At 67.8% G+C, this 26869-nt stretch carries 25 protein-coding genes and 1 tRNA gene; 12 read left to right on the top strand and 14 right to left on the bottom strand.

All coding sequences use genetic code 11. The features are described 5' to 3' along the window. The first annotated feature begins 391 nt into the window (after window positions 1-391). Together XINFAN_RS18855 and XINFAN_RS18850 are read left to right on the top strand one after the other, a co-directional pair. Window positions 392-988, top strand: coding sequence for an OmpW/AlkL family protein (locus XINFAN_RS18855; protein WP_124088409.1), 597 nt, complete (start codon window positions 392-394; stop codon window positions 986-988). 205 nt (window positions 989-1193) lie between these two features. Next, window positions 1194-1676, top strand: coding sequence for a hypothetical protein (locus tag XINFAN_RS18850; protein WP_124088408.1), 483 nt, complete (start codon window positions 1194-1196; stop codon window positions 1674-1676). 59 nt (window positions 1677-1735) lie between these two features. Here the strand turns inward: XINFAN_RS18850 and mraY are convergent, their stop codons facing one another. The 7 genes from mraY to mraZ all read right to left on the bottom strand — a co-directional run bounded on the left by mraY (window position 1736) and on the right by mraZ (window position 9538). Then, the gene (gene mraY / locus XINFAN_RS18845) at window positions 1736-2818 is read right to left on the bottom strand and encodes a phospho-N-acetylmuramoyl-pentapeptide-transferase (RefSeq protein ID WP_124088407.1); all 1083 of its coding nucleotides are present in this window, start codon (window positions 2816-2818) and stop codon (window positions 1736-1738) included. Beyond that, window positions 2819-4261, bottom strand: a complete 1443-nt coding sequence (locus XINFAN_RS18840; protein WP_124088406.1) for a UDP-N-acetylmuramoyl-tripeptide--D-alanyl-D-alanine ligase — start codon at window positions 4259-4261, stop codon at window positions 2819-2821. A gap of 106 nt (window positions 4262-4367) precedes the next feature. Beyond that, the gene (locus XINFAN_RS18835) at window positions 4368-5855 is read right to left on the bottom strand and encodes a UDP-N-acetylmuramoyl-L-alanyl-D-glutamate--2,6-diaminopimelate ligase (RefSeq protein WP_124088405.1); all 1488 of its coding nucleotides are present in this window, start codon (window positions 5853-5855) and stop codon (window positions 4368-4370) included. 13 nt (window positions 5856-5868) lie between these two features. Further along, window positions 5869-7659, bottom strand: a complete 1791-nt coding sequence (locus XINFAN_RS18830; protein ID WP_124088404.1) for a peptidoglycan D,D-transpeptidase FtsI family protein — start codon at window positions 7657-7659, stop codon at window positions 5869-5871. Between the two features lies 1 nt (window position 7660). Then, window positions 7661-8050 (bottom strand): cell division protein FtsL, encoded by a 390-nt coding sequence (gene ftsL / locus XINFAN_RS18825; protein ID WP_233352376.1) that lies wholly within the window; start codon window positions 8048-8050, stop codon window positions 7661-7663. A 1-nt stretch (window position 8051) separates the two neighbouring features. Further along, window positions 8052-9041, bottom strand: a complete 990-nt coding sequence (gene rsmH, locus XINFAN_RS18820) for a 16S rRNA (cytosine(1402)-N(4))-methyltransferase RsmH (protein WP_124088403.1) — start codon at window positions 9039-9041, stop codon at window positions 8052-8054. Next, window positions 9038-9538: a division/cell wall cluster transcriptional repressor MraZ gene (mraZ, locus tag XINFAN_RS18815; protein WP_124088402.1), complete on the bottom strand. Its 501-nt coding sequence runs from the start codon at window positions 9536-9538 to the stop codon at window positions 9038-9040. The genes rsmH and mraZ overlap by 4 nt, the downstream gene beginning before the upstream one ends. 198 nt (window positions 9539-9736) lie before the next feature. Between mraZ and XINFAN_RS22030 the strand changes: the two genes are divergently transcribed. After that, a complete protein-coding gene (locus XINFAN_RS22030; RefSeq protein ID WP_199286467.1) occupies window positions 9737-10123 on the top strand; it encodes a hypothetical protein in 387 nt (128 codons plus the stop codon). A gap of 114 nt (window positions 10124-10237) precedes the next feature. On the opposite strand, the gene XINFAN_RS18810 is transcribed toward XINFAN_RS22030, so the two are convergent. Continuing rightward, a complete protein-coding gene (locus XINFAN_RS18810; protein WP_124088401.1) occupies window positions 10238-11347 on the bottom strand; it encodes an Mrp/NBP35 family ATP-binding protein in 1110 nt (369 codons plus the stop codon). Between the two features lie 140 nt (window positions 11348-11487). Here XINFAN_RS18810 and XINFAN_RS22540 point away from each other — a divergent pair, with 140 nt between their 5' ends. Beyond that, the gene (locus XINFAN_RS22540; RefSeq protein ID WP_354002143.1) at window positions 11488-11814 is read left to right on the top strand and encodes a DUF1127 domain-containing protein; all 327 of its coding nucleotides are present in this window, start codon (window positions 11488-11490) and stop codon (window positions 11812-11814) included. Window positions 11815-12287: 473 nt separating this feature from the next. Further along, window positions 12288-13436 (top strand): benzoate/H(+) symporter BenE family transporter, encoded by a 1149-nt coding sequence (locus tag XINFAN_RS18800; RefSeq protein ID WP_124088400.1) that lies wholly within the window; start codon window positions 12288-12290, stop codon window positions 13434-13436. 70 nt (window positions 13437-13506) lie between these two features. Here the strand turns inward: XINFAN_RS18800 and XINFAN_RS18795 are convergent, their stop codons facing one another. Then, the gene (locus XINFAN_RS18795; RefSeq protein ID WP_124088399.1) at window positions 13507-15960 is read right to left on the bottom strand and encodes an ATP-dependent helicase; all 2454 of its coding nucleotides are present in this window, start codon (window positions 15958-15960) and stop codon (window positions 13507-13509) included. Window positions 15961-16157: 197 nt separating this feature from the next. Between XINFAN_RS18795 and XINFAN_RS18790 the strand changes: the two genes are divergently transcribed. Further along, entirely contained in the window at window positions 16158-19598 is a 3441-nt protein-coding gene (locus XINFAN_RS18790) for a pyruvate carboxylase (protein WP_124088398.1), read from the top strand. Window positions 19599-20153: 555 nt separating this feature from the next. Here XINFAN_RS18790 and XINFAN_RS18785 read toward each other — a convergent pair. Continuing rightward, window positions 20154-20354 carry a CsbD family protein gene (locus tag XINFAN_RS18785; RefSeq protein ID WP_124088411.1) on the bottom strand — a complete coding sequence of 67 codons (201 nt, stop codon included), beginning with the start codon at window positions 20352-20354 and terminating at the stop codon, window positions 20154-20156. A 275-nt stretch (window positions 20355-20629) separates the two neighbouring features. On the opposite strand from XINFAN_RS18785, the gene XINFAN_RS18780 reads away from it, so the two are divergent. The 3 genes from XINFAN_RS18780 (at window position 20630) to hisH (ending at window position 22124) form a co-directional block, all read left to right on the top strand. Then, window positions 20630-20704, top strand: a tRNA-Gly gene (locus XINFAN_RS18780). A 120-nt stretch (window positions 20705-20824) separates the two neighbouring features. Continuing rightward, window positions 20825-21412: an imidazoleglycerol-phosphate dehydratase HisB gene (hisB, locus tag XINFAN_RS18775; protein WP_124088397.1), complete on the top strand. Its 588-nt coding sequence runs from the start codon at window positions 20825-20827 to the stop codon at window positions 21410-21412. Window positions 21413-21482: 70 nt separating this feature from the next. After that, complete coding sequence (gene hisH, locus XINFAN_RS18770; protein ID WP_124088396.1) at window positions 21483-22124, top strand: imidazole glycerol phosphate synthase subunit HisH; 642 nt, start codon at window positions 21483-21485, stop codon at window positions 22122-22124. Window positions 22125-22127: 3 nt separating this feature from the next. Here the strand turns inward: hisH and XINFAN_RS18765 are convergent, their stop codons facing one another. Both XINFAN_RS18765 and XINFAN_RS18760 read right to left on the bottom strand, forming a co-directional pair. Beyond that, the gene (locus XINFAN_RS18765; RefSeq protein ID WP_199286466.1) at window positions 22128-22538 is read right to left on the bottom strand and encodes a VOC family protein; all 411 of its coding nucleotides are present in this window, start codon (window positions 22536-22538) and stop codon (window positions 22128-22130) included. Window positions 22539-22552: 14 nt separating this feature from the next. Beyond that, entirely contained in the window at window positions 22553-22945 is a 393-nt protein-coding gene (locus tag XINFAN_RS18760) for a DUF2147 domain-containing protein (protein ID WP_124088395.1), read from the bottom strand. 154 nt (window positions 22946-23099) lie between these two features. Here XINFAN_RS18760 and hisA point away from each other — a divergent pair, with 154 nt between their 5' ends. From hisA to XINFAN_RS18745, 3 genes are all read left to right on the top strand, one after another. Further along, entirely contained in the window at window positions 23100-23816 is a 717-nt protein-coding gene (gene hisA, locus XINFAN_RS18755) for a 1-(5-phosphoribosyl)-5-[(5-phosphoribosylamino)methylideneamino]imidazole-4-carboxamide isomerase (RefSeq protein ID WP_124088394.1), read from the top strand. Window positions 23817-23905: 89 nt separating this feature from the next. Beyond that, complete coding sequence (gene hisF, locus XINFAN_RS18750; RefSeq protein ID WP_124088393.1) at window positions 23906-24667, top strand: imidazole glycerol phosphate synthase subunit HisF; 762 nt, start codon at window positions 23906-23908, stop codon at window positions 24665-24667. Beyond that, window positions 24664-24975, top strand: coding sequence for a phosphoribosyl-ATP diphosphatase (locus XINFAN_RS18745; protein ID WP_124088392.1), 312 nt, complete (start codon window positions 24664-24666; stop codon window positions 24973-24975). The genes hisF and XINFAN_RS18745 overlap by 4 nt, the downstream gene beginning before the upstream one ends. 309 nt (window positions 24976-25284) lie before the next feature. Here XINFAN_RS18745 and XINFAN_RS18740 read toward each other — a convergent pair whose 3' ends face one another. Both XINFAN_RS18740 and rlmB read right to left on the bottom strand, forming a co-directional pair. After that, on the bottom strand, window positions 25285-25704 hold the full coding sequence (locus tag XINFAN_RS18740) for a CoA-binding protein (protein ID WP_124088391.1): 420 nt from the start codon (window positions 25702-25704) through the stop codon (window positions 25285-25287). Window positions 25705-25883: 179 nt separating this feature from the next. After that, entirely contained in the window at window positions 25884-26660 is a 777-nt protein-coding gene (rlmB, locus tag XINFAN_RS18735) for a 23S rRNA (guanosine(2251)-2'-O)-methyltransferase RlmB (protein WP_124088390.1), read from the bottom strand. Between the last annotated feature and the right edge of the window lie 209 nt (window positions 26661-26869).

Below are 26869 nucleotides of genomic sequence, written 5' to 3'. Positions count from 1 at the left end.
CCGATAGGCGAGCCGGCCGCGAAGCGGAAGGGGCTGGCTTTACCGGCCGAGGGGGCGAGAGAGAATGCCGCCCGTCCACGCCGCTGTCGCCGACCCGCTCTGCCCGCCATCGCGAAGGAAGCGGGATCGCGGCGGCTGGCCCGAGAGAGAACGGGCGGGCCCCGCCCTGGCTGCCGCCCGGGTCCAGCCCCCCGAGGTCGCGCGGCAAGGCGGCGCAGACGGGCGCCTGCCGCCGGAGCCCCGCCCCTGCGATCGGCGCGGGCGGGCGCGGCGGCGGGCGTCGCCCCGGTCATTATGCCGCACCCCCGGCCGGGCTCCGGTTGATACAGGTCAAAGTTTCCGCGGCGTTACCGGGCGCAGAACGGGTTCGGATAACCTGAGAGTATCGACCATGAAACACCTGATCGCTTCGCTTCTTGCCGCCGGCTGCCTCGCCACGCCCGCCCTCGCGCAGGAGGCCGGCAGCCTGACCCTCGGCTTCGGCATCGGCTATGTCGCGCCGAAGGACAACAACGGCCTGCTGGCCGGGATGCAGTCCGACGTCGGCTCGAACGCGCGCCCCATCGTCACGCTGGAATATTTCATCCGCGACAATATCGGCGTCGAACTGCTGGGCGCGCTGCCGTTCAAGCACAAGGTCAGCCTCGACGGCGTGGGCGAGATCGGCGAGACCAAACATCTGCCGCCGACCATCAGCGTGAACTGGCACATCCCGACCGGCGGCGCGCTGACGCCCTTCGTCGGCGTGGGGGTGAACTACACCAAATTCTTCGAGGAGAAATCCATCCTCGGCGAGTTGAAGATCAAGGAGAGCTTCGGCCTCGCCGCCACCATCGGCGCCGATTACGCGATCAGCGAAAAGGCCGCGGTGCGGGCCGATCTGCGCTATATCGACATCGACAGCGACGTCTATCTGAACGGCGCGAATATCGGCAAGGTCAATGTCGATCCGCTGGTCGCCAGCGTTTCCTACGTCATGAAATTCTGACGACGGCACCGACAGCCCGGGAGGCGGCCTTCCCTCGGCCGCGCCCGGGGCCAAAGGGGCAGCGCAGACAGCGGCTGCCCCTTTCCTTTTGCTGCGCGGGCCGCAAGCGGCGCGGCGCCGGGCGGAAAACAGTTAACCTTGTAAATCACTTGCAACCATTCCGGGCCGGTGCCAGGTCTCTGCCTGAAACCTCAGGGAGATGAGCATGAAATTCGCAATGGCCGCCTTCGGCCTCGCATTTCTGGCAGGGCTTTCCGCCGCACAGGCGCAGGATCTGGTCGGCGAGGCGGGCGGCTGGGAAATCTGGCGCGACGCCGGTATGGGCGGCGGCTGCTACATGGCCTCGGCCTTCGAGGACGGAACGCTGGTGCAGGTCGGCTTCGATCTGGAGGAAGACGCCAGCTTTATGGCGGTGTTCAACGCCGACTGGACCGACATCACCGATGGCGAGACCTATCCGCTGACCTTCACGCTGGACGAGCAGACCTGGACAGCCGATGGCCATGGCCTGAACACCGGCGAGGCGGGCGGGATCCTGGTGATGATCGAAAACGAGGAATTCCTCTCGGATCTGGCGCTGAAGAACACGCTGTCGCTGTCGAACGACGCGGGCGAAGTGGCAAGGCTGGATCTGGCCGGCACCCGCGACGCGGTGATCGCCACCGCCGAATGTATCGGCGCGGAATAGGCCTCTCGGCGCGGCGCTGAACGAAAAACCCCGCCACCGGCGGGGTTTTTCATGGGACCTCAGCGCACTTTCAGCGTGGCCAGCCCGATCATCGCGAGGATCAGCGAGATGATCCAGAACCGGATCACGATCTGCGGCTCGGCCCAGCCCTTCTTCTCGAAATGGTGGTGGATCGGCGCCATCAGGAAGATGCGCTTCTTCGTGCGCTTGTAATACAGCACCTGGATGATCACCGACATCGCCTCGACCACGAAAAGGCCGCCGACGATCGCCAGCACGATCTCGTGCTTGATGCAGACCGCCATCGCGCCAAGCGCGCCGCCCAGAGCAAGGCTGCCGGTGTCGCCCATGAACACCGCCGCCGGGGGCGCGTTATACCACAGAAACCCGAGCCCGCCGCCGATCAGCGCCGAGGCGAAGACGATCAGCTCCGCCGTGCCCGGCACCGAATGGACGCCGAGATAATTGGCGATATTGGCCGAGCCGACGACATAGGAGATCACCCCGAAGGTGGCGGCGGCGATCATCACCGGCATGATCGCCAGCCCGTCGAGCCCGTCGGTCAGGTTGACCGCATTCGCCGCGCCCACGATCACGATCATGCCGAAGGGCACGAAGAAGATCCCCAGATTCAGCAGCGCGTCCTTGAAGAACGGAAAGGCCAGCTGGTTGGTCAGCGGCCCCGGATGGAACCGCGCCGCCGCATAGACCGCAAGCCCGGCGATCAGCAGGCCGAGGAGGAAGCGGACCTTCGACGACACGCCCCGGGTGTTCTGCTTCGAGACCTTGGCGTAATCGTCGGCGAAGCCGATCAGCCCGAAGGCGAGCGTGACCAGAAGCACGATCCAGACATAGGGATTGTCGAGCCGCGCCCAGACCAGCGTCGAAAAGGTCAGCGCCGAGAGGATCAGCAGGCCCCCCATCGTCGGCGTGCCGGCCTTGGCGAAATGGGTCTGCGGCCCGTCGTCGCGGATCGGCTGGCCCTTGCCTTGCTTGCGGCGCAGAAGCTCGATCAGCGGGCGGCCGAACAGGAAGCCGAACACCAGCGCGGTGAGGAAGGCCATGCCCGCGCGGAAGGTGATGTAGCGAAACAGGTTGAAGATGTCGCCGCCGTCGGAAAATTCGGTAAGCCAGTAAAGCATTCACTCGGTTCCTTCGGTTTTCGCGGCGGGCTGGCCCAGACGGCGCAGGGCCTCGGCCACGAGGCTGACTTTCGAGCCTTTCGAGCCTTTGACCAGCAAAATGTCGCCCGGATCCATCAGCGCGCGGGCGCGGGTGGCCAGTTCGGCGGCGGTTTCCACCCATTCGCCGCGCTGCGCAAGGGGCAGCGCCTGATGCAGCGCGCGCATGCGCGGCCCGACGCAATGGATCGGCGCGACGGCCTTCAGCCCGGGGTGCTTCGCGATCGCCGCATGCAGCGCCAGTTCGTCCTCGCCAAGCTCCAGCATGTCGCCGAGGATGGCGATCCGCCGCCCGGCGCCGAGGCTGCCGATGCCGTCGACGGGTTTGGCGTGGATCAGCACGTCGAGGCTGGCCGCCATCGAGGTCGGGTTGGCGTTGAACGCGTCGTCGATCAGGTCGAAGAAGGTTTCCTCCACCACGTCGAGCAGGATGCGCTCGCGGGTGCCGCGGCCCGAGGGCGGCGCCCAACGGCCCAGATCATGCGCCGCCATCACCGGATCGGCGCCGAGCGCCGCCACCGCCGCCAGCGCGCCAAGCGCGTTCTGCGCGAAATGGCGCCCGGGCGAGGCGACCTTGAACAGGATCTGCTGATCGCCATGGCTGGCGCGGACCACGGTGGTCTCATCCAGGGTGCGGGTCTCGGACAGCCGCCAGTCGGCGGCGGGAGATTCGCCGAAACCGATGATCTTCGCGCCAGCGGCGCGCGCGCATCCGGTAAGGATTCCGGTGGTTTCGAGGTCGACGTTCACCACGGCGGCGCCTTCGGGCTCCAGCCCCTCAAAGATCGCGCCCTTCTCGCGGGCGATGCCGGAGAGTGAACCGAACGCCGCCATATGCGCCGCGCCGACGGTGGTGATCATCGCCACATGCGGGCGGGCGAGGCGGGCGAGCGGCGCGATCTCGCCGGGGTTCGACATGCCGATCTCGATCACCGCGTAATCGGTGGCGGCGGGCATCCGCGCGAGTGTCAGCGGCACGCCCCAGTGGTTGTTGTAGCTGGCATCAGAGGCATGGGTGGCGCCCTGGCCCGAGAGCATGGCGCGCAGCATCTCTTTGGTCGAGGTCTTGCCGACCGAGCCGGTCACCGCGACGACGCGGGCTTTCGTGCGCGCCCGCGCCGACCGTCCGAGGGCTTCGAGCGCGGTCAGCACATCGTCGACGATCAGGAGCGGCGCATCAGAGGCGAGCCCCTCGGGGATGCGCGAGACGAGCGCGGCGGCCGCGCCCTTTTCCAGCGCCTGCCCCACGAAATCATGGCCGTCGCGGGCGGCGGAGAGGGCCACGAACAGATCGCCGGAGCGGATCGTGCGGGTGTCGATCGAGACGCCAGCCGCCTGCCAGTCGCGGGTCGGGCGGCCGCCGGTGGCAGTGGCGGCGTCATGCGAGGTCCAGAGCGGGGTCATCGGCGGCCTCCGTCGGCACGGGGGGCTGCCTGCCCCCCGCGGCGCAGCAAAGCTGCGCCTCCCCCCGGGGGTATTTGGATCAGGATGAAAGGCATGGGGCGGGGCATCAGATCACTCCGTCGAGGGCGGCGACGGCGACCGAGGCCTGTTCCACATCGTCGAAGGGGAAGACGTCGCCCCTGATGATCTGGCCGGTCTCGTGGCCCTTGCCCGCGATCAGAGCCGCATCGCCGGGTTGCAGCGCATCGACCGCGCGCAGGATCGCCTCGGCGCGGTCGCCGACCTCGTTCGCATCAGAGCAGGCGGCGAGGATGGCGGCGCGGATCGCAGCCGGGTCTTCCGAGCGCGGGTTGTCGTCGGTGACGTAGAGGATGTCGGCGTTCTCGCGCGCGGCCTGGCCCATCAGCGGGCGTTTTGCGCGGTCGCGGTCGCCGCCCGCGCCGAAGACCACGATCAGCCGCCCCATCACATGCGGGCGCAAAGCGCGCAGCGCGGTGGCGATGGCGTCGGGCGTATGGGCGTAATCGACATAGACCGCGGCGCCGTTCTTCCGCGTGGCTGCCAGTTGCATCCGACCGCGCACGCCGGAAAGGCGCGGCAGCGTGGCCATCACCGCCGCGGGCGCCGCGCCGCAGGCGATGGCGAGCCCGGCGGCGAGCGCCACATTCCCGGCTTGGAAGCCGCCGGTCAGACCGAGCCGGGTCTGGAACGGCTGGCCCTGCCAGAGGAAGCGCACCTCCTGGCCGGTGGCGTCGGGGCGGATCCCGGCGATCAGAAGGTCGGGCTTCGTCGCAGTGGCACCCTGCCCCACCGTCATCACCGGCAGGCCGCGCCCGGCGGCGAGCCGCGCCATTTCCGGCCCCATGGCGCCGTCGAGATTGACCACCGCCACGCCGTCTTCGGGCAGAAGCCGGGTGAAGAGCCCGGCCTTGGCCTCGAAATAGGCTTCCATCGTGCCGTGATAGTCGAGATGGTCCTGGGTCAGGTTGGTGAACGCCGCCGCCTTCAGGCGCACCCCTTCCAGCCGCCGCTGGTCGAGCCCGTGCGAGGAGGCCTCCATCGCGGCATGGGTGACGCCCGCCGCCGCGGCCTCGGCCAGCAGCTTTTGCAGCGTCACCGGATCGGGGGTGGTATGCGAGGAGGGCGCGTTCCAGTCGCCCTCGACCCCGGTGGTGCCGATGTTGATCGCGGTCTCGCCGAGCTGCTGCCAGATCTGGCGGGTGAAGCTGGCCACGGAGGTCTTGCCGTTGGTGCCGGTCACCGCCGCCATCACCGCGGGCTGGGCGCCGAACCACAGGGCGGCGGCATAGGCCAGGGCCTCGCGCGGATCGTCGACCACCACCAGCGCCAGATCCGACAGGCCGATGGCCCCGGTCGCAAGCAGCGCGCCCGCCGGATCGGTCAGCACGGCGGTCGCGCCCTTCTCCATCGCCGTGGCGATGAAATCGGCGCCGTGGCGCTGGCTGCCCGGCAGCGCCGCGAACAGGAAGCCGGGCTTCACCGCCCGGCTGTCCGCCGTCAGCCCCGCCAGCACGGGATCACGCCCCTGCCGCGCCTTGAGACCCAGTTCCGAGAGCCGTTTTCCGCCCGCCATTCGCCTGACCCGCCTAGTTTGCAGCGGCTGTTAGCGCAGTTCCGGTGATGGGTTCAACCGCCGGTCTGATCCCCATCAGGGGCGCGATGCGGCGGATCATCTCGGCCGCGACCGGAACGGAGGTCCAGCCCGCGGTGCGTCTCGGCTCGGAGCCCGAGGTATCGACCGGCTCGTCCAGCGTGACCAGCACCACATAGCGCGGGTTCGAGGCCGGGAAGACCGAGGCGAAGGTATTGATCACCTTGTCCTTGTAATAGCCGCCGGATTTCTTCGGCTTGTCGGCGGTGCCGGTCTTGCCCGCCACCTCATAGCCCGGCACTTCGGCAAGGCTTGCGGTGCCCTTGGTCACCACGCCGCGCAGCATGGCAACGGATTCCTTCGCCACCCGCTCGCTCATCACCCGCACGCCGGTGGCGGGGCCGTGCTGTTTGATCAGCGTCGGCTTGACGTAGATGCCGCCGTTGGCGATCGAGGCGTAAGCCGCCGCAAGGTGCATCGGGCTGGCCGAGAGCCCGTGGCCGTAAGAGGTGGTGATCGTGACGATCTCGGGCCAGCGTTTCGGGATCAGCGGTTTCGCGCCGGGGGCCTCGACCAGTTCGACCGGGGTCGGATCGAAGAAACCCAGCGATTTCAGGAAGGCCTGCTGGCGCAGAGGCCCGATCATAAGCGCGATATGGGCGGTGCCGACGTTCGAGGATTTCTCGATCACCTCGCGCACCGACAGCAGGGGCCCGTAGTTCTTGCCCTGGAATTCCTTGATCTTGTGCTTGCCCCAGACCATCGGCGCATTGGCGTCGACCATGGTTTCGGGACCGACGAGGCCAAGCTCCATGCCTTGCGCCGCGGCGAAGATCTTGAAGGCCGAGCCGAGCTCATAAACCCCCTGCACCGCGCGGTTGAAGAGCGGGCTGTCCGAGGGCTCGTCATTCTTGCCGACCAGCGGCACCGGGCGGTCGTTCGGATCAAAAGTCGGGGCCGAGGCCAGCGCGATGATCTCGCCGGTGCGCACATCCATGACGATGGCGGCGCCGCCGCGAGCGTTCAGCATGGTGATGCCGGCGCCCAGCACTTCCTCGACCGTGGCCTGGACGGTCAGGTCGATCGACAGTTCCAGCGGCTCGCCGGCGCGGGCGGGGTCGCGCAGCCGGGCGTCGAGCGCCTTCTCGATCCCGGCGGTGCCGATCACCTCGGCGGAATGCACCCCTTCGGCGCCGAAGGAATAGCCGCCCAGCACATGGGCCGCGAGCGTGCCGTTCGGGTAAAGCCGCATCTCGCGCGGGCCGAACAGAAGGCCGGGATCGCCGATTTCATGCACTGCCTGCATCTGTTCGGGCGAGAGCACCTTCCTCACCCACATGAACCTGCGCCCGTCGGTGAAGCGCTTTTCCAGCGCCGCGGCGTCGAGGTCGGGGAAGATCTCGGCCAGCCGTTTGGCCGAGCCTTTCGGATCGACCATGTCGCGCGGATGGGCATACAGCGCCGAGGTGGTCATATTGGTCGCGAGGATGCGGCCATTGCGGTCGGTGATGTCGGCGCGCTGCGCGACGATCTCGGCGCCAGGCGCCGAAGCCACCGGCTCGACAGGTTCCGAGGCCGCCAGATGGCCCATCCGCACCCCGATGGTCAGATAGGCGCAGCCGAAGGCCAGCGCGAGCAGCCCGAGGCGGGCCGAGGCGCGCGGCTGGTTCTTGTCGCGGATCGCCTCATGGCGTTTTTCCAGATTCTCGCGCTCGATCAGATCGGGGTTCTCTCCGCGCGAGCGGGCAGGCAGAACGCGGGCGAGCGGGCGAAGCGGCGTGCGCATGTCAGAGACCCTCCTCTTCACCGGCGGCGGTGGCGACGATACCGTCGATGCCGGAAAATGCGTCGCCGGACAGGATATCGGGCGCCTCGATGGCGGGGATTTCCGGCACCGGGTAAACCACGGCCGCCGCATCGCCGAACTGCCCCGGCTCCATCGGCATCAGCGGCACCCGCGCGAAATTCAGCCCGACCAGTTCGCGCAGCCGCTCGGGCCGGTTCAGCCAGGCCCATTCGGCCTTTTGCACCGAAAGCGCCTCGCGCAGATCGGCGATCTCGCGTTGCAGCGCGCGCACTTCGCGCAAACTCGCCTGGGTGGCGTAATTCTCGCGGTAAGCCCAGAAGCCGAGCGCGATGACCGAAAGGAAGGTGAGCACATAAAGCACGGGGCGCATGTCAGCGGCGTCCTTTGCCAGAGAACCGGGGAAGGCCCGCGGCCACCGGATCGGGGGCCTCGGGGGGGGCATCGGTGCGGATCGCCACCCGCAGCTTCGCAGAACGCGAGCGGGGATTCTGCGCGAGTTCCTCATCGTCGGGGCCGATGGCCTTTTTCGAGACCAGCCGGAACCGGGCGGCAGTTTCCGCGCGCGCGGGCGCATAGCGGTTGGCGGCGGGCTCGGCGCCCGAGGCCTGCTGGAGGAAGCGTTTGACGATGCGGTCTTCGAGGCTGTGGAAGGTCACCACCGCCAGCCGCCCGCCGGGTTTCAGGATGCGCTCGGCCGCCGCCAGCCCCTGGATCAACTCGTCGAATTCGGCGTTCACCGCGATGCGGAGCGCCTGGAAGCTGCGGGTCGCGGGGTGGCTTTCATGCGGTTTCGGGCGCGGAAGCTGGCGCGCGACGATCTCGGCCAGCCGCAAGGTGGTGGCGATCGGCTCTGCGGTGCGGGCCGCCACGATGGCGCGGGCGATGCGGCGCGAGGCGCGTTCCTCGCCGTAGTGGTACAGGATGTCGGCGATCTCTTCTTCCGAGGCGGTGTTGACCAGATCGGCGGCGGAAGGGCCGTCCTGGCTCATCCGCATGTCGAGCGGGCCGTCCTTCTGGAAGGAAAACCCGCGCTCGGCCTGGTCGAGCTGCATCGAGGATACGCCCAGATCCAGCACCACGCCGTCGGCGGGCTCGCCTGCAAGGTCATCAAGCTGCGAGAACGTGCCCTGCGCCAGAGCGATCCGCCCGCCGTATTCGCCGATCCAGGATTGCGCCATCCGGTGCGCCAGCGGATCGCGGTCGATCCCCAGCACCCGCCCGGCCCCGGCTTCGATCAGGCCCCGGGCATAGCCGCCGGCCCCGAAAGTGCCGTCGATCCAGTACCCCTCAACCGGCGCGCAGGCCGCGATCAGCGGTTTCAGAAGCACCGGGATATGCGGTGCGGCGGGGCCCACGCTCACGCCCCGTCATGCGGCAACAGCGAGAGCAGATCCGCCCCCTCGGGCAGGTCGAGGTCGATCTCTTCCTGGGCCGCCATCTCGGCATCATAGGCTTCGGCGCGCCAGATCTGGAACGTGTCGAGCGCACCGGCGAACACCGCCTCGCCCGCCTCGCTCATGCCGATCTTCTCGCGCACCTTCGCGGGCAGCACGATGCGGCCGTCGTCATCGACTTCGACCGTCTGCGACAGGGTGATGTAATTGCGTTCCAGCGCCTTCCTTTGCGGGGTGCCGGGGGCGATTTTGCGGATGCGTTCTTCCAGCTCGGCCATCTGGGCGACGGAATAGCATTCGACGAACTGCCGCGCGCCGCCGCCGTAGACCATCACCACCCGGGGGCGCGAGGAACCGGGGCCGCCGTCGCCGGCTTCCAGCACACGGCGGAAAGGCGCCGGGATCGAGACCCGCGCCTTTGCATCTACCTTCTGGCAGAATTCGCCTCTGAATGCCTCAGCCATCTGACCCTGCGGCCTTCCCTCGTTTCCCCCGTTTCGGTTTTTTTTGGTCCCGGAAATGAAAAGGGCGGATCGGACTGCTGCCACTGTCCGATCCGCCGCTGTCCCATCGCTGGGCGTCCAGCTACGCGCGCCACCTGGGGGAGATGTCTGCTCGCTCGCGCGCCGGATCTCTGTCGTCGGATGAAAGGGGCTGCCTGTATGAAGCTGCCTTTTTTCGCCTTTGTTCGGGGTCTTGGTCCGCCCCTGACGTTTTGTTTGCCCGTCTCATCTTCCGTGGCACCAGTGATGCCTGGGATTTCATGGTCTGGCAAGGGAAATGTTGGAGAGGGATGGCAATATCTTGTCCGGGGTGCTGCCGGAAAACAGCATATGGTGGCGTTCTTCCCGGCTCACAAAACAATATCTATGGGATCACAGCCGTGTGATCTCCAATATATAGCGAAAACCATCCCGGCCCATCTTATCCCGGAAGATCGGAAAATTTTCTTCAACAGCGGCCCGGAAGCCTATGATCGCCGTGCGAAATCCGCGATTCCCTCCTCCGCTCCGGGCGGAACCGGGTGTTTTGCCCGCTCGATTCCATGAAATCCCGGGATCCGTGATTCGCGCAGGCGGTTTCCCATGCGATCCCATCCGGGCAAAGCAAAACCCCGCCCGCGGGATGCGCGGACGGGGTTGAGGACGCGAAGCGCGGTGGTGTCAGGCCATGCCGCCCGCGATCAGACGATGCGCCAGCCGGGCATAGGCCTCGGCATGCGGCCCCTCTCCGGCGGCGATCGGGGTGCCGCTGTCGCCGGACTGGCGCACTTCCAGCGCCAGCGGCAACTCACCCAGGAAGGGCAGGCCCAGCCGTTCCGCCTCGGCCGCCACCCCGCCATGGCCGAAGATATGCGCCTCATGGCCGCAATTCGGGCAGATGTAAGAGGACATGTTCTCGATCAGCCCCAGCACCGGGGTTTTCAGCTTCACGAACATGTCGAGCGCCTTCATCGCATCGAGCAGCGCCACATCCTGCGGCGTCGAGACGAGGATCGCCCCGGTCAGATGCGCGCGCTGCGCCAGCGAAAGCTGCACATCGCCGGTGCCGGGCGGCAGATCCACCAGCAGCACGTCGAGCTGGCCCCAGGCCACCTGGGTCAGCAGTTGTTGCAGCGCCCCCATCAGCATCGGGCCGCGCCAGACCACCGCCTCGCCCTCTTTCAGCAAGAGCCCCATCGACATCATGGTGACGCCATGGGCCTGCAACGGCTCGATGATCTTGCCGTCGATGCTGGAGGGCCGTTTCGTCACCCCCATCATCCGCGCCTGGCTCGGCCCGTAGATATCGGCATCCAGCAGCCCGACCCGCCGCCCCTGCCGCGCCAGCGCGACGGCAAGGTTCGACGAGACGGTGGATTTCCCCACGCCGCCCTTGCCCGAGCCGATGGCGATGATCCGGTCGATCCCCGACAGTTTCTGCGGCCCGCCCGGCTGCGGCGTCGGATGGCCGCCGATCTTCAGGCTGGGCGGCGGCTCTGCCCCGCCAGAGGAGCGGATCACCTGCGGCGGCGCCTTCGGGGCCGGGCCATGCGCCGTCATCACCGCCTGGACCGAGGTGATGCCCGGCAGCGTCTTCAGCGCCGCCTCGGCCGCGGCCTGGACCGGCGCCAGCGCGCGGGCCTGATCGGGGGTTGCCGCCTCGATCACGAAGCGCACCACGCCCCCGTCGACCGAAAGCGCGCGAATCAGATCGCGCGAGATCAGATCGCCGCCATCGGGCAGGGCGATCCGGGCCAGAACCTCTGTCACCTGTTCGCGTGTGGCTGTCATTTGGCGTTCTCCGAAACCCTGGGCGATGTCTGGGGCCCGAGAGTCGGCAGTTTTTCCCGAAAGGGCAAGGGCGCACGTTTTCGCACTGCCCGGGAAAGCGGCAAAGCGAATGCCAGGATGACAAAAGGATGAAAAGAGTCATGCGGATGCTGCATGGCAGCATTGCCGAGGCATCTGTTGTGCAACCGCAGAAAGAGACGCATGTTAGCGACAACAAGAAGGGACATACCCGTCCCGCAGGAAAGACCGAGCACATGGCTTATGTGAACACCTCCCGCGCCGTGATGGCCCGCCCCTCGCTGGCAGCAGACATCCTCGCCGCGCTGCGTGGCGCGCTCGCCCGCCGCCGCCTCTACGTGCAGACCGTGAACGAGCTGAATTCGCTGTCCGAGCGCGATCTGAGCGACCTGGGGCTGAACCGTTCGATGATCTCCGAAGTCGCCCGCGAAGCGGCTTACGGCAAATAAGTTTCTGCACGGGCTCTCTCCTCCTCCCTGAGCCCGAAGCGAAAGCGGCGCCGCCCTCCTCCTCCCTGGCGGCGCCGCACATATACCGGGGCCAGACGGCCCCACCGGAAATTCGGCGGCCCTCTCCTCCTCCCTCGGGCCATCGGATCCGCGGCGGCCCTTCCTCCTCCCTCGGGCCGCCGCATCATATACCGCCCCCTTGCGGGGCAGATCTTCGGCGGCCCTCTCCTCCTCCCCTGGGCCGCCGGACCGCGCGGCGCCCCCTCTCCTCCTCCCTCGGGGTCGCCGCGCATTCCATCGGGCCGCTCGGGCCCATTCGCTTCGGCGGCGCGCTCCTCCTCCCTTGCGCCACCGGATCTGCGGCGGTCCCTCTCCTCCTCCCTCGGGACCGCCGCCCTCCTCCCCCTCCCGCCGCTTGCCTTTCGCCACGCCGCCGCTTAGGCCGGAGCGCGCAAGGATTGCGGGCGGGTCTCATGCGTATCTCTCTTGTCTCGGCCGCCCTGGTGGCGGCGCTGGTCGGCTATGGATCAAGCATCGCCATCCTGCTCGCCGCGGCCGCAGCCGTGGGCGCGAGTGAGGCGCAGACCGCAAGCTGGCTGCTGGCGATCTGCCTCGCCAAGGCGGCGGGCTCGCTGTTCCTGTCCCTGCGTCACCGGGTGCCGGTGGTGCTGGCCTGGTCCACCCCCGGCGCCGCGCTGATCGCCGCATCCGAGGGCGTGAGCATGGCGCAGGCGGTCGGCGCCTTCGTGCTGGCGGGGCTGCTGGTCGCGCTGACCGGGGTGATCCGGCCGCTCGGCCGGCTGATCGCGATGATCCCCGACGCGATCGCCGCCGGCATGCTGGCGGGGGTGCTTTTACCCTTTTGCCTCAGGGGCATGGCGGCGGCCGGCGTTGCGCCGCTGATGGTGCTGCCGATGGTCGCGGTCTTCGCGCTGGTGCGGCTGGCGAATGCGCCGATGGCGGTGCTGGCCGCGCTGGCGGCGGGTCTGGCGCTGGCCTTCGGCCCCGGGGCGGCGACCTGGCCGGGGCTTGCGCTGCCGCTGCCCGGACTTGTCTTCATCGCGCCGGAAATTTCGCCCGGCGTGCTGATCGGCCTCGGCCTGCCGCTTTATCTGGTGACGATGGCCTCGCAGAACCTGCCCGGTTTCGCGGTGATGCGCGCCGCCGGATACGAGCCGCCCGTGAACAGCGCGCTCGGGGTGACGGGGGGGCTTTCGGCGCTGAGCGGCCTGTTCGGCGCGCATGGGATTTCCATGGCCGCGATCACCGCGGCGATCTGTCTGGGGCCGGAGGTGCATACCGACCGCGCCGAGCGCTGGAAGGTCGGCGTGGTCTATGCCGCGGTCTGGGTCGTCCTTGGCCTGACCGGGCCGCTGATCCTGCGGATTCTCGCGGCCTTGCCCGCCGAGGTGATGGCGGCGCTGGTGGCGCTGGCGCTGCTCGGTCCGCTGACGGGCGCGCTGACCGCGGCCACCGCCGCCCCGCCGCAAAGATTCGCCGCGGTGATGACCCTCGCTGTCACCGCCTCAGGCGTGGCGCTTCTGGGGATCGGCGCCGCGTTCTGGGGCCTTGCCGCGGGCCTGGCGCTTTACGCGATGGAGCGCGCCGCCCGCAAAGCGTGAGCCGCAAATTTCTTCGAAGAAATTTGCAAGAATTTTCGAAAATTCTTGCGCGCCCCTGTCCGGCGGCGGGTCAGAACGGAACATCCGCGGGCATCACGAAACGCGAGACGATCTTCTTCTCGCCCGCCTTCTCAAACCGGATGTCGAGCTTGTCGCCCTCGATCCCGGTGATGTGGCCATAGCCGAATTTCACATGGAAAACCCGGTCGCCCACCGTCCAGGCGCCGTCGGCTGCGATATCGATGGTCTGCGGCCGGGGTTTCGGCGCGGGCCGCGCGGCCTGACGGTCCTGAAGCCGCCGCCAGCCGGGGGAATTGTAGACATCGGCCTTCGTCGCGCGTTCCTCGATGCCCGAGCCGAAGCCCCCCCCGAATCCCCCACCGAATCCCGCCGGCGCCGCCGCGCCATAGCCGCCGCCCATCAGCCCGGGCGAGGTCAGCACATCTACATGCGCCACCGGCAGCTCGTCAATGAAACGCGAGGGAAGCTGGCTCTGCCACTGACCATAGACCCGGCGGTTCGACGCGAAGGAGATCGTGCAGAGCACTTCGGCCCGGGTGATGCCGACATAGGCCAGCCGCCGCTCTTCCTCGATCCCCTTCAGCCCGCTTTCGTCGATGCTGCGCTGGCTGGGGAACAGCCCGTCCTCCCATCCCGGCAGGAAGACCACCGGAAACTCCAGCCCCTTCGCCGCGTGCAACGTCATGATCGAGACCTTCTCGGCCGCATCCTCGCTGTCGTTCTCCATCACCAGCGAGACATGTTCGAGGAAGCCTTGCAGGCTGTCGAACTGTTCCAGCGCCTTCACCAGTTCCTTGAGGTTTTCCAGCCGCCCCTCGGCCTCGGGCGTCTTGTCGTTCTGCCACATCGAGACATAGCCCGATTCCTCCAGGATCACCTCGGCGAGGCGGACATGGCTCAGGTCGTTCGCGGCCGGCGTGTCGGGGAACATCGGCTCGATGACGGCCTCGGCCGGTGCGGGCCGGGTCTGCGCCACCGCGCCATGCCAGCGGTCCACCCCCTCGACGAACTGCCGCAACTGCCCCGCGCCCTTGCCGGTGAGGCCGCCGCCCGCCAGCAGGCTGCGCGCGCCTTCCAGAAGGCTCATCCCCACCGCGCGCGCCTCGGTCTGGATCCGCTGCACCGCCTTATCGCCAAGGCCGCGTTTGGGCGTGTTCACCACCCGCTCGAAGGCCAGATCGTCGTCGGGCGAAACCGCGAGGCGGAAATAGGCCATGGCGTCGCGGATCTCCTGGCGCTCGTAGAAGCGCGGGCCGCCGATCACCCGATACGGCAGGCCGATGGTCAGGAAACGGTCCTCGAAGGCGCGCATCTGGTGGCTGGCGCGCACGAGGATCGCCTGGCGGTTCAGCCCGACCGGATCCCAGCCCCTGGTGCCGCGGCTGATCGCCTCGATCTCTTCGCCGATCCAGCGCGCCTCCTCCTCGCCGTCCCAATGGCCGATCAGGCGGACCTTCTCGCCCTCCTCGGCCTCGGTCCAGAGCGTCTTGCCGAGCCGCGCCGCATTGGCCGCGATCACGCCCGAGGCGGCGGCGAGGATATGCGGGGTCGAACGGTAGTTCTGCTCCAGCCGGATCACTCTGGCGCCTGGGAAGTCCTTCTCGAATTTCAGGATGTTGCCGACCTCGGCGCCGCGCCAGCCGTAGATCGACTGATCGTCGTCGCCGACACAGCAGATGTTCTGATGGCCCTGCGCCAGCAGCCGCAGCCAGAGATATTGCGCGACATTGGTGTCCTGGTATTCGTCGACCAGGATATAGCGAAACCAGCGCTGATACTGCGCCAGCACATCCCCATGCGCGCGAAAGATCGTCACGCAATGCAGCAGCAGATCGCCGAAATCGACGGCGTTCAGGCTGCGCAGCCGCTCCTGATATTGCGCGTAAAGCTCGGTGCCGCGGTTGTTGTAGGCGCCCGCCTCGGAAGACGGCACCTTCCCGGGCGTCCAGGCGCGGTTCTTCCAGTGGTCGATGAACCCCGCCAGCATCCGCGCCGGCCAGCGCTTGTCGTCGATGTTCTCCGCCGCGATCAGTTGCTTCAAAAGCCGCAGCTGGTCGTCGGTGTCGAGGATGGTGAAATTCGGCTTCAGCCCGACCAGTTCGGCATGGCGGCGCAGGATCTTCACGCTCAGCGAATGGAATGTGCCCATCCAGGGCATGCCGGTATCCTGCGCATGCGCCGCATGGCCCATCATCCGCGCCACGCGGTCCTTCATCTCGCGCGCGGCCTTGTTGGTGAAGGTCACCGCGAGGATCTCGTTCGCGCGCGCCCGCCGCTCGGCCATCAGATGCACGATCCGCGCCGTCAGCGCCCGGGTCTTGCCGGTTCCCGCACCCGCCAGCATGAGGACCGGACCATCGAGCGTCATCACCGCCTCAAGCTGCGCGGGGTTCAGCCCGTCGAGATAAGGCATCGGCCGCGCCGCCAGCGCGCGGGCGGAGAGCGAAGCGGGCGGCAGGCTGGCCGCAGCCTCGAAAGCGTCGTTTTCATCCTGGCTGTTCATGACCGGAACCTAGCGCGCAATGGGCATATGTTCAAGGAATGTTCCTGCCTCCGCAGCCCGGCGGCGGATTCGCAAACCTGGCGAAATCCTGGCTGCATATTTCGCAAACTTTGCAGTTTATGCCGTGTTCCGCCTTGCGCTGCAATGCGGCGCCCATAGAGTGCGCCCCAGAAAAACACTCACGGGGACGTCAAGCCATGCCCGAATTTCGCAAGATCCTTGTCGCCAACCGGGGCGAGATCGCCATCCGGGTGATGCGCGCCGCCAATGAGATGGGCAAGAAGACGGTCGCCGTCTATGCCGAAGAGGACAAGCTCTCGCTGCACCGTTTCAAGGCGGACGAGGCCTATCTGATCGGCGAGGGGATGAGCCCGGTCGGCGCTTATCTGAGCATCCCCGAGATCATCCGGGTCGCCCGCATGTCCGGCGCCGATGCGATTCACCCGGGCTACGGGCTTCTCTCGGAGAACCCCGATTTCGTCGAAGCCTGCGAGGCGGCGGGAATCACCTTCATCGGCCCGCGCTCGGAAACCATGCGCGCGCTTGGCGACAAGGCCAGCGCGCGGCGGGTGGCGATCGAGGCGGGCGTGCCGGTGATCCCGGCCACCGAAGTGCTGGGCGACGACATGGACGCGATCCGGCGCGAGGCGGCGGAAGTCGGCTATCCGCTGATGCTGAAAGCCTCCTGGGGCGGCGGCGGGCGCGGGATGCGGCCGATCCTCTCGGAGGAAGAGCTTGAAACCAAAGTCCGCGAGGGCCGGCGCGAGGCCGAGGCCGCTTTCGGCAACGGCGAGGGCTATCTGGAAAAGATGATCCAGCGCGCCCGCCACGTCGAGGTGCAGATCCTCGGCGACAAGGAGGGCAATGTCTGGCACCTGTGGGAGCGCGACTGCACCGTGCAGCGCCGCAACCAGAAGGTGGTCGAACGCGCGCCCGCGCCCTACCTGTCACAGGAACAGCGCGAAGCGGTCTGCGAAATGGCCCGCCGCATCTGTAAACATGTGAATTACGAATGCGCCGGCACCGTCGAATTCCTGATGGATATGGACAGTCAGGAATTCTACTTCATCGAGGTCAATCCCCGCGTTCAGGTCGAGCATACCGTCACCGAGGAAGTGACCGGGATCGACATCGTTCAGGCCCAGATCCTGATCGAGGAGGGCAAGAGCCTCGCGGAAGCCACCGGCGTCGCGCGGCAGGAAGACGTGAAGCTGAACGGCCATGCGCTGCAATGCCGGGTGACGACCGAAGACCCGCTGAACAATTTCATCCCCGATTACGGCCGCCTGACCGCCTATCGCTCGGCGACCGGCAACGGCATCCGGCTGGACGGCGGCACGGCTTACGCCGGGGGCGTGATCACCCGCTATTACGATTCGCTCCTCGTGAAGGTCACCGCCCATGCGCAGACGCCCGAGAAGGCCATCGCCCGGATGGACCGGGCGCTGCGCGAGTTCCGCATCCGGGGCGTCGCGACGAATATCGAATTCGTCATCAACCTGCTGAAACACCCGACCTTCCTCGATGACAGCTATACGACCAAATTCATCGACACCACGCCCGAACTGTTCCGCTTCAAGAAGCGTCAGGACCGGGCGACCAAGATCCTGACCTATCTGGCCGACATCACCGTGAACGGGCATCCCGAGACCGCCGGCCGTCCGCGCCCGCCCGCCGAGGCGAAGCCGCCGAAGCCTCCGGCGATGCGCGCCGAACCCGCCTACGGCACCCGCAACCTGCTGGAGCAGAAAGGGCCGCAGGCGGTGGCCGACTGGATGAAGGCGCAGACCCGGGTGCTGCTGACCGACACCACCATGCGCGACGGCCATCAGTCGCTGCTCGCGACCCGGATGCGCAGTATCGACATGATCCATGCCGCGCCCGCCTATGCCGCCAACCTGCCGCAGCTTTTCAGCGTGGAATGCTGGGGCGGCGCCACGTTCGACGTGGCCTATCGTTTCTTGCAGGAATGTCCCTGGCAGCGACTGCGCGACCTGCGCGCGGCGATGCCTAACCTGATGACTCAGATGCTGCTGCGCGCCTCGAACGGCGTCGGCTATACCAATTACCCCGACAATGTGGTGCGCGCCTTCGTCGCTCAGGCCGCGAAGACCGGGGTGGACGTGTTCCGGGTGTTCGACAGCCTCAACTGGGTCGAGAACATGCGCGTCGCCATGGATGCGGTGCTGGAGGCGGACAAGCTCTGCGAGGGCACGATCTGCTACACCGGCGACATGCTGGATCCAGGCCGCTCGAAATACGATCTGAAATACTACCTCGACCGCGCGAAGGAGCTGAAATCCGCAGGCGCCCATGTGCTGGGGCTGAAAGACATGGCGGGGCTGCTGAAACCCTCGTCCGCCCGGGTGCTGATAAAGGCGCTCAAGCAGGAGATCGGCCTGCCGGTGCATTTCCACACCCATGACACGAGCGGCGCCGCGGCGGCCACCGTGCTTGCCGCCTGCGACGCCGGGGTCGACGCGGTGGATGCGGCGATGGACGCTTTCTCGGGCGGCACCTCGCAGCCCTGCCTCGGCTCGATCGTCGAGGCCCTGCGCAACACCGAGCGCGACACCGGCATCGACATTTCCGCCGTGCGCGAGATGTCGAACTACTGGGAACATGTCCGCGCGCAATATGCCGCCTTCGAATCGGGCCTCCAGGCCCCGGCCTCCGAGGTCTGGCTGCATGAGATGCCCGGGGGCCAGTTCACCAACCTCAAGGCCCAGGCCCGCAGCCTGGGGCTGGAAGAGCGCTGGCCCGAGGTCGCCCAGGCCTATGCCGACGCCAACCGCATGTTCGGCGATATCGTCAAGGTCACGCCGTCCTCCAAGGTGGTGGGCGACATGGCGCTGATGATGGTGGCCCAGGGCCTGAGCCGCGATCAGGTCGAGGATCCGGCGGTGGATGTGGCCTTCCCCGATTCGGTGGTGGACATGCTGAAGGGCAATCTCGGCCAGCCCTTCGGCGGCTGGCCCCAGGGCATCCTGAAAAAGGTGCTCAAGGGCGAGAAGCCGCTGACCGAGCGCCCCGGCAAGAGCCTTCCCTCGGTCGATCTGGAGGAAACCCGCACGAAACTGTCGAAGGAACTGGGCGGGCTGAAGATCGACGACGAGGATCTGAACGGATATCTGATGTATCCGAAGGTCTTCCTCGATTACATGGGCCGCCACCGGATCTACGGCCCGGTGCGCACCCTGCCGACGCGGGCCTTCTTCTACGGGATGGAGCCGGGCCAGGAGATCGAGGTCGAGATCGACCCCGGCAAGACGCTGGAGATCCGCTTCCAGACCCTCGGCGAGGTCGACGACGCCGGCGAGGTGAAGGTGTTCTTCGAGCTGAACGGCCAGCCCCGCACCATCCGGGTGGCGAACCGCGCGGTGAAGGCCAAGACCGCGGCACGGCCGAAGGCCCAGGACGGCAACCCCGCCCATATCGGCGCGCCGATGCCCGGCTCGGTCGCCGGGGTGGCGGTGAGCGTGGGGCAGAAGGTGCGCGCGGGCGATCTCATGCTGACCATCGAGGCGATGAAGATGGAAACCGGCCTGCATGCCGACCGCGAGGCGGTGGTCAAAGCGGTGCATGTCCACGCCGGCAGCCAGATCGAGGCCAAGGATCTGCTGATCGAACTGGACTGAGCGGTGCGGAAGTGAGGCGGCGGGGCCGGGGATATCTCCGGCCTCTCCGCAAAGACGGCGCCTGACCGCTTTGCTCCCCGGCGGGCGGCATGGCGCCTTCTGCCTGACAGCGCCCGCGAAAGGCGCCTCGCGCCGATATCGGGGCCGGTATCTGCCGCGAAATCCGGCGCCGCCGGAACCGGAAAGACCGCTCCGGCCCGGCAGTGGGGGCGAAATCGCGCGCCGTGCGGCAATCGGCGAAGGCGCTGCGCCAGGCGATCTTTCCCCCGGCGGCAGGAATCGAAACCCGCCCGCTTCCTTTCAAGCGGCCCCCGGGCTCGGGCATCGGAGGCAAGAGCCCGGCCTGCGGGACGCCCGGAACCGGGGGCCTTCCGGGGGCTTTTCCCCGGCAGGCGGGATAATTCCGCTGTCGGGGGGCACGCCCGCGGAACCCCGGCTTTTCGCGGGCACGGATCCGCCGCTGATCCGCCCCCCTGCCCGCCCGCAACGAAAAGGGGGAGCCGATGGCTCCCCCTTCCCCGTTGTTCCTGCATCCTTGAACGTCGGGGGCGCGCCTCAGGCGCGGTCGTCGAAAAAGCGTCTCACTTCGGTTTCGGCCTCTTCGCGCGTTTTGCCGTAGCGCTCCTGGATCAGACCGGCGAGCTTTTCGGCATGGCCCTCGGCCTTGTCGAGTTCGTCGTCGGTCAGCTTGCCCCAGGCGATCTTGGCCTCACCCTTGAGCTGCTTCCACTTGCCGGCAATCTGGTCGCTGTTCACCACTGGTCACTCCTTTTACGGATTTGCGGTCCGGTTTGGCCGGGGCGCGGCGGCGGATATTCCCCGCCGCCGCCGCGCCCCGGCATGACGAACAAACCGCGCAGCGGCGCCGGGGTTCCCGTCTTTCTTCCCCGCCGGCAAAGTCCCGCCGCCCGGACGGGCGGCCCCGGGGAAAGCCCGCCTCCGCCCCCGCGCCGCAAAACTTCGCCATGCAGCGTTTTTCCCTCTTGCGGCCTGCGGGCGGCTCGACTAAATCCGCCGTCACCGGAAGGGGCGCGGGCGTAGCTCAGGGGTAGAGCATAACCTTGCCAAGGTTAGGGTCGTGAGTTCGAATCTCATCGCCCGCTCCAGTCCGGTCAGCCAGAGGGCGCCTTTACGGGCGCCCTTTTGCATTGCCGCCCCGGTGTTTCGGCTCTTGCCGCAGGCGGGCCGGGCGGGTAATCCGGCCGCAACAGCCGGAGGCAGACCCGATGCGTAAAGCCAGCCTGAGCCGCAAGACCGCGGAAACCGGAATCGAGGTGGAACTGAACCTCGACGGCAGCGGCCGCTACGATTGCCGCACCGGGGTCGGGTTTTTCGACCATATGCTCGACCAGCTTGCGCGCCATTCGATGATCGACCTCAAGGTCCGCGCCAGCGGCGATCTGCATGTCGACGATCACCATACGGTCGAGGACACCGGCATCGCCATCGGCCAGGCGCTGGTGCGCGCGCTCGGCGACAAGAAGGGCATCCGGCGCTACGGCCATTTCCGCCTCGCGATGGACGACGCCCAGGTGGCCGCCGCGCTCGACCTCTCGGCCAGGCCTTACCTCGTGTGGAACGTCGATTTCCCCACCGCGAAGATCGGCACATTCGACACCGAACTCGTGCGCGAGTTCTTCCAGGCGCTCGCCACCCATGGCGGCATCACCCTGCATGTCGACCGCATCCACGGGATCAACAGCCACCATATCGCCGAAGCCACGTTCAAGGCTGTGGCGCGCGCCCTGCGCGAAGCGGTCGAGCCCGATCCGCGGATGGAAGGCGTCCTCCCCTCGACCAAGGGTGCGCTGTGAGCGGCGCAAATTTCTTCAAAGAAATTTGCAAGAATTTTCAAAAATTCTTGCCCCCCACCGGAGCGCGGCCATGAGCCTCACCGTCCTCGTCGATTACGACAGCGGCAATCTGCATTCGGCCGAGAAAGCCTTCCAGCGCATGGCGGCCGAGACCGGCGCGGGCGAGGTGATCGTCAGCGCCCGCCCCGAGGATGTGGCCCGCGCCGAGCGGATCGTGCTGCCCGGCGACGGCGCCTTCCCGTCCTGCCGCCGCGCGCTCTCGGCCGTTCCCGGCCTCTCCGAGGCGATCACCGAGGCGGTGAGTGCCCGCGCCCGCCCCTTCCTCGGCATCTGCATCGGCATGCAGATGCTGGCGAGCCGCGGGTTTGAGTATGAGGAAACCCCGGGCTTCGGCTGGATCCCGGGCGAGGTCGTGCGCATCGCCCCCGCGGATCCGGCGCTGAAAGTGCCGCATATGGGCTGGAACGATCTGGAGATCACCCATCCGCATCCGGTGCTCGCGGGGATCGAAAGCGGCGATCACGCCTATTTCGTGCATTCCTGGCAGTTCCGGGTCACCGACCCCGCGCATCTGCTGGCCCGGGTGGATTACGCCGGGCCGGTCACCGCCATCGTCGGGCGCGACAATATCCTCGGCACCCAGTTCCACCCCGAGAAATCGGCGCAGACCGGGCTGCGGCTGATCGCCAATTTCCTGACCTGGCGGCCCTGAGCCTCAGCCCTCCCACAGCCGCGGCTCGGCGAATTCCACCGAATTGCCGGCCGGATCGCGGATGTAGAGCGAGCGCGCCCCGCCCGGCCAGTCGAATTCGGCGTCGATCGCAATGCCCTTGCCGCTGAAGACTTCGCGCCAGCGCGCGATCTCGTCGCGGCTGGCGGCAAAGCAGATATGGCCCGGGCCGCGCGCCCCGTGCGGCGGCACCGGCAGGCGGGCGCCGGGGTCGGTCTCACTCGTCGCCCGCGGATCGAAGACCAGAAGGATCACCGGCCCGGCCCGAAAGAACACATGCCGCCCGGGCTGGCGCAACACCACCTCCAGCCCCAGAAGGCCGCCATAGAACGCCTCGGCGGCCGCAAGGTCTTCGGCGTAGAGCGCCGTCTCCAGGATCGCGTCTGCCCGCATCATCCCTCCCGCCGGGATTATTTCACCCGCATCCAGGCGCCGCCGTCGCGGCAGATCCCCCAAACGCAGCCCTTCACCGTCAGGCTGTTGCCGCTCAGTTCCATCTCGGAATTGTAGGTCTTGTTCCGGTCGGGCGACCAGACCTTGCCGTCGTCATAGCTGCCGCCGCCATAGGCGCGCATGTCCCAGACGATGCGCTTGCCGATGTTGTCGGAGGCGATCTCCTTCCCCGAACCGTCGAAGGCCCGGATCAGCGTGCCGCAGAACAGATCGCCGCAGGGTCTGATCTGCACATGGCCGAAATTGCCGTTGTCGTCGGGTCTGGTCTTCCAGATCCCCTCGACCGGATCGGCCGCCAGCGCCGCCGTTCCAAAGACGGCCAGCACCGCCGCCAGCGCGAATGTCCTCATCGGTTTCCTCCTCCTCAAGAGCCCGCCTTCCCGATCCTTGCCCCGCACCCCGCGCCGATCAAGCGTGACGTCGGGTCGCGCCGCACCGCCCCCGGGGCTTTCCTTTACGGCCCCGCCGTGCCAAAGGGCAAACCAGCAAAAGCCGGAGCCCGCGATGATCCTCTACCCCGCCATCGACCTGAAAGACGGCCAGTGCGTGCGCCTGTTGCGCGGAGAGATGTCGGCCGCCACCGTCTTCGGCGACGACCCCGCCGCCCAGGCTTTGAAATTCGAATCCGCCGGCTGCGAATGGCTGCATCTGGTCGATCTGAACGGGGCCTTCGCCGGGCGGCCGGTCAATGCCCCGGCGGTCGAGGCGATCCTCGCCCGCCTGCGCGTCCCCGCCCAGCTCGGCGGCGGCATCCGCGACATGGCGACCATCGCGATGTGGCTGGAGAAGGGCCTCGCCCGGGTGATCCTCGGCACGGTGGCGGTCGAGAACCCGGATCTCGTGCGCGAGGCCGCCCGCGCCTTCCCCGGCAGGATCGCGGTCGGGATCGACGCCCGCAAGGGCCGCGTCGCAACACGGGGCTGGGCCGAGGAAACCGATGTCCAGGCGACCGACCTCGCCCGCAGCTTCGAGGATGCAGGCGTCGCCGCTCTCATCTACACCGACATCGACCGCGACGGCGCCATGGCCGGCCCCAATATCGAGGCCACCGCCGCGCTGGCCCGCGCGGTCTCGATCCCGGTGATCGCCTCCGGCGGCGTCAGCCGGATGGAAGACCTCACCGCGCTGAAAGAGACCGGCGTGATCGCCGGCGCCATCTCGGGCCGCGCGCTCTACGACGGCGCCATCGACCTGACGAAAGCCTTGCGCGCGCTCGCCTGATCATTTTCTGTCCTTAAATATCCCGGGGGGAGTCCCCACAGGGGACGGGGGGCGGCGCCCCCCTTCTCCGCCCGCCAGAGGGAACCGGAATGCTGAAGAACCGCCTGATCCCCTGTCTCGACGTGGCCGACGGCCGCGTGGTCAAGGGCGTGAACTTCGTGAACCTCGTGGATGCCGGCGATCCGGTCGGGGTCGCCAGGGCTTATGATCGCGCCGGGGCCGACGAGATCTGCTTCCTCGACATCCACGCCACCCACGAAAACCGCGGCACGATGTTCGATCTGGTCACCCGCACCGCCGAACAGATCTACGTTCCGCTGACGGTGGGCGGCGGCGTGCGCAGCCATCAGGACGTGCGCGCCCTGCTGCTTGCGGGGGCCGACAAGGTCAGCTTCAACTCCGCCGCGGTGGCGAATCCCGATGTGGTGGCCGAGGCCGCCGACCGTTTCGGCAGCCAGTGCATTGTGGTGGCGATCGACGCCAAGACCGTCGCGCCGGGCCGGTGGGAGATCTTCACCCATGGCGGACGCAAGCCGACCGGCATCGACGCGGTCGAATTCGCGCGCACCGTGGCCGCGAAGGGCGCGGGCGAGATCCTCCTGACCTCGATGGACCGCGACGGCACCAAAGACGGCTACAACCTGGCGCTGACCCGCGCCATCTCGGACGCGGTGCCGGTCCCGGTGATCGCCTCGGGCGGCGCGGGCACGCTGGACCATCTGGTCGAGGGCATCACCAAAGGCGGCGCCTCGGCGGTGCTGGCGGCCTCGATCTTCCATTTCGGCACCTTCACCATCGCCGAGGCCAAATCGCATATGGCCAGGGCCGGTATCCCGATGAGGCTCGCATGAACGCGCTCGACCGTCTGGCCGCAACCATCGAGGCACGGCGCGGCGCCGATCCCGACAGCTCCTGGACCGCGAAACTGCTGTCGAAAGGCCCGGAGAAATGCGCCGGGAAATTCGGCGAGGAAGCCGTCGAGGCGATCATCGAAGCGGTGAAGGGCGACCGCGCCCGGCTGACTTCGGAAGCCGCCGATGTGCTCTACCATCTGCTGGTGATGCTTGCCGCGCGCGATGTAAGCCTCGCCGAGGTGCTGGCGGAACTGGAGCGCCGCGAGGGCACGTCGGGGATCGCCGAGAAAGCCGCCCGCGGCTGACCGCGCGCCTGTGGCCGCTGGCGGATGCCTCCGGCGGGGGTATTTGGGTCAGGATGAATGATCAGTTCCTTCCCGGGAAGCGACGAACCTTGCTTGCCGGGCGCCCCCCTCTGGCCTCCGGCGGGAGCGGTTAAGCCAAAAAGAAAGGCGCCAGACCGCCGCGCCGAACGCCCGCCCGCCTCTGGTCAGGCTGCGCCTCCGGCCGGAAGGTTCACGGTAAGACGAAAGTCACTTTCACCTTGATCCAAATACCCCGGGGGTGAGGCCCGTCAGGGCCGAGGGGGCGAGCAGCCCCCTGCCCGGCCGGGTTCAGAGCCCCAGCCGGGGAATCTCGATCGCCGGGCAGCGGTTCATCACCACGTCGAGCCCGGCTTCGCGCGCCCGCGCGGCCGCCGCCTCGTCGATCACGCCGAGTTGCATCCAGACCGCCTTCGCGCCGATGGCGATCGCCTCGTCCACCACGGCGCCCGCCTCTTCCGACCGGCGGAAGATATCCACCAGATCGACCGTCCCATCCATCTGCGCCACCTCGGCCAGCGAGGCCCGCACCGTGGCGCCGAGCGCCTGTTGGCCCGCCTGACCCGGATTGACCGGGATCACCCGGTAGCCGCGCGCGGCAAGGAAGGCGGCGACGCCATGGCTCGGCCGGTCCGGCTTCGGTGACCAGCCGACCACCGCCACCGTTTTCGCCGCGGTCAGAATCCCGTGGATCAGTCTGTCTTCGTTCATGAGGGCCTCCGGCCGGATACGTCATAAGAAAAAGGCGCCCGGGCAGATTGCACGGGCGCCAGTTGCGGAACGAGGGACAGTGCAAATAAGGACGGGGGTTCCAGATCCCGTGCCCCATGACTGTGACTTAGAAACCTTACCCCGCGATTAAAGGGCGAGTCGCGCATTCGTGATCCGTCCTATCGCGTCGCAGCCGCGTAAAGCGCCACCGCCGCCGCATTCGAGACGTTGAGACTGCCGAAGCCGCCCGCCGCCGGGATCCTGGCGATCAGATCGCAGGTCTCGCGGGTCTTCTCGCGCAGACCCGGCCCCTCGGCGCCCAACACCAGCCCCACCGGCCGCCCCGCCGTTTGCGTCAGCGCCCCCGCAAGCGTCAGTTCCGCCTCGCCTTCAAGGCCGATCAGCACATAGCCCATGTCGCGCAACTCGTTCATCGCATCGGCGAGGTTTGTGACCCGCAGATAGGGCTGGCGTTCCAGCGCGCCCGAGGCGGTCTTCGCCAGCGCCCCGGTCTCGGGCGCCGAATGGTGGCGCGGCGCGATCACCGCCCGCGCGCCGAAGACCTCGGCCGAGCGCAGCACCGCGCCCGCGTTATGCGGATCGGTCACCCGGTCGAGCAGCACGATGAGCGGCCCCCCAGCCCCCGAGATCGCCACATCGGCAAGCCGTCCCCAGTTCAGCGGTTTCACCTCAAGCGCCGCGCCCTGATGCACCGAGCCCGGATCTATCGGCGCACTGAACTTGCGCGGATCGGCGATCTCGGGCGAAATTCCCGCCACGGCCACCGCATCCGCCAGTTTGTCGAGCGCGTTCTTCGTCACGATCAGCCGCAGTTTCTCGCGCTTCGGGTTCATGAGCGCGTCGCGCACGGCGTGCAGACCGAAAAGCCAGACGGTTTCCTTCGCCTCGGTCCGTTTCGCACGTTCCTTGTCCACCACCCAGGCCGGTTTCTTCATCTGATCCCCCGTCAGCTCTGCCGTAAGCTCTGGCGACAGAAGGCCGAAACCCGGCGCGAGCGCAAGACAAAAGCCTGTGGAAAATCGCGCGGATGGCTCTTGACGCCCCCCGCCCCCCCCGAAATAACCCCCCCACCCGGGCGGCCGGCGGCCAAACATCCGCCCCCGCCGGGAAACCGCCCCCCCCGCCACAAGCCGGGGGCGGTAGC

The organism is Pseudogemmobacter humi, assembly GCF_900609055.1.
GTDB lineage: Bacteria > Pseudomonadota > Alphaproteobacteria > Rhodobacterales > Rhodobacteraceae > Pseudogemmobacter > Pseudogemmobacter humi.
The sequence above is the reverse complement of the archived record's forward strand: the minus strand, read 5'-3'. Positions and strand labels throughout refer to the sequence as shown.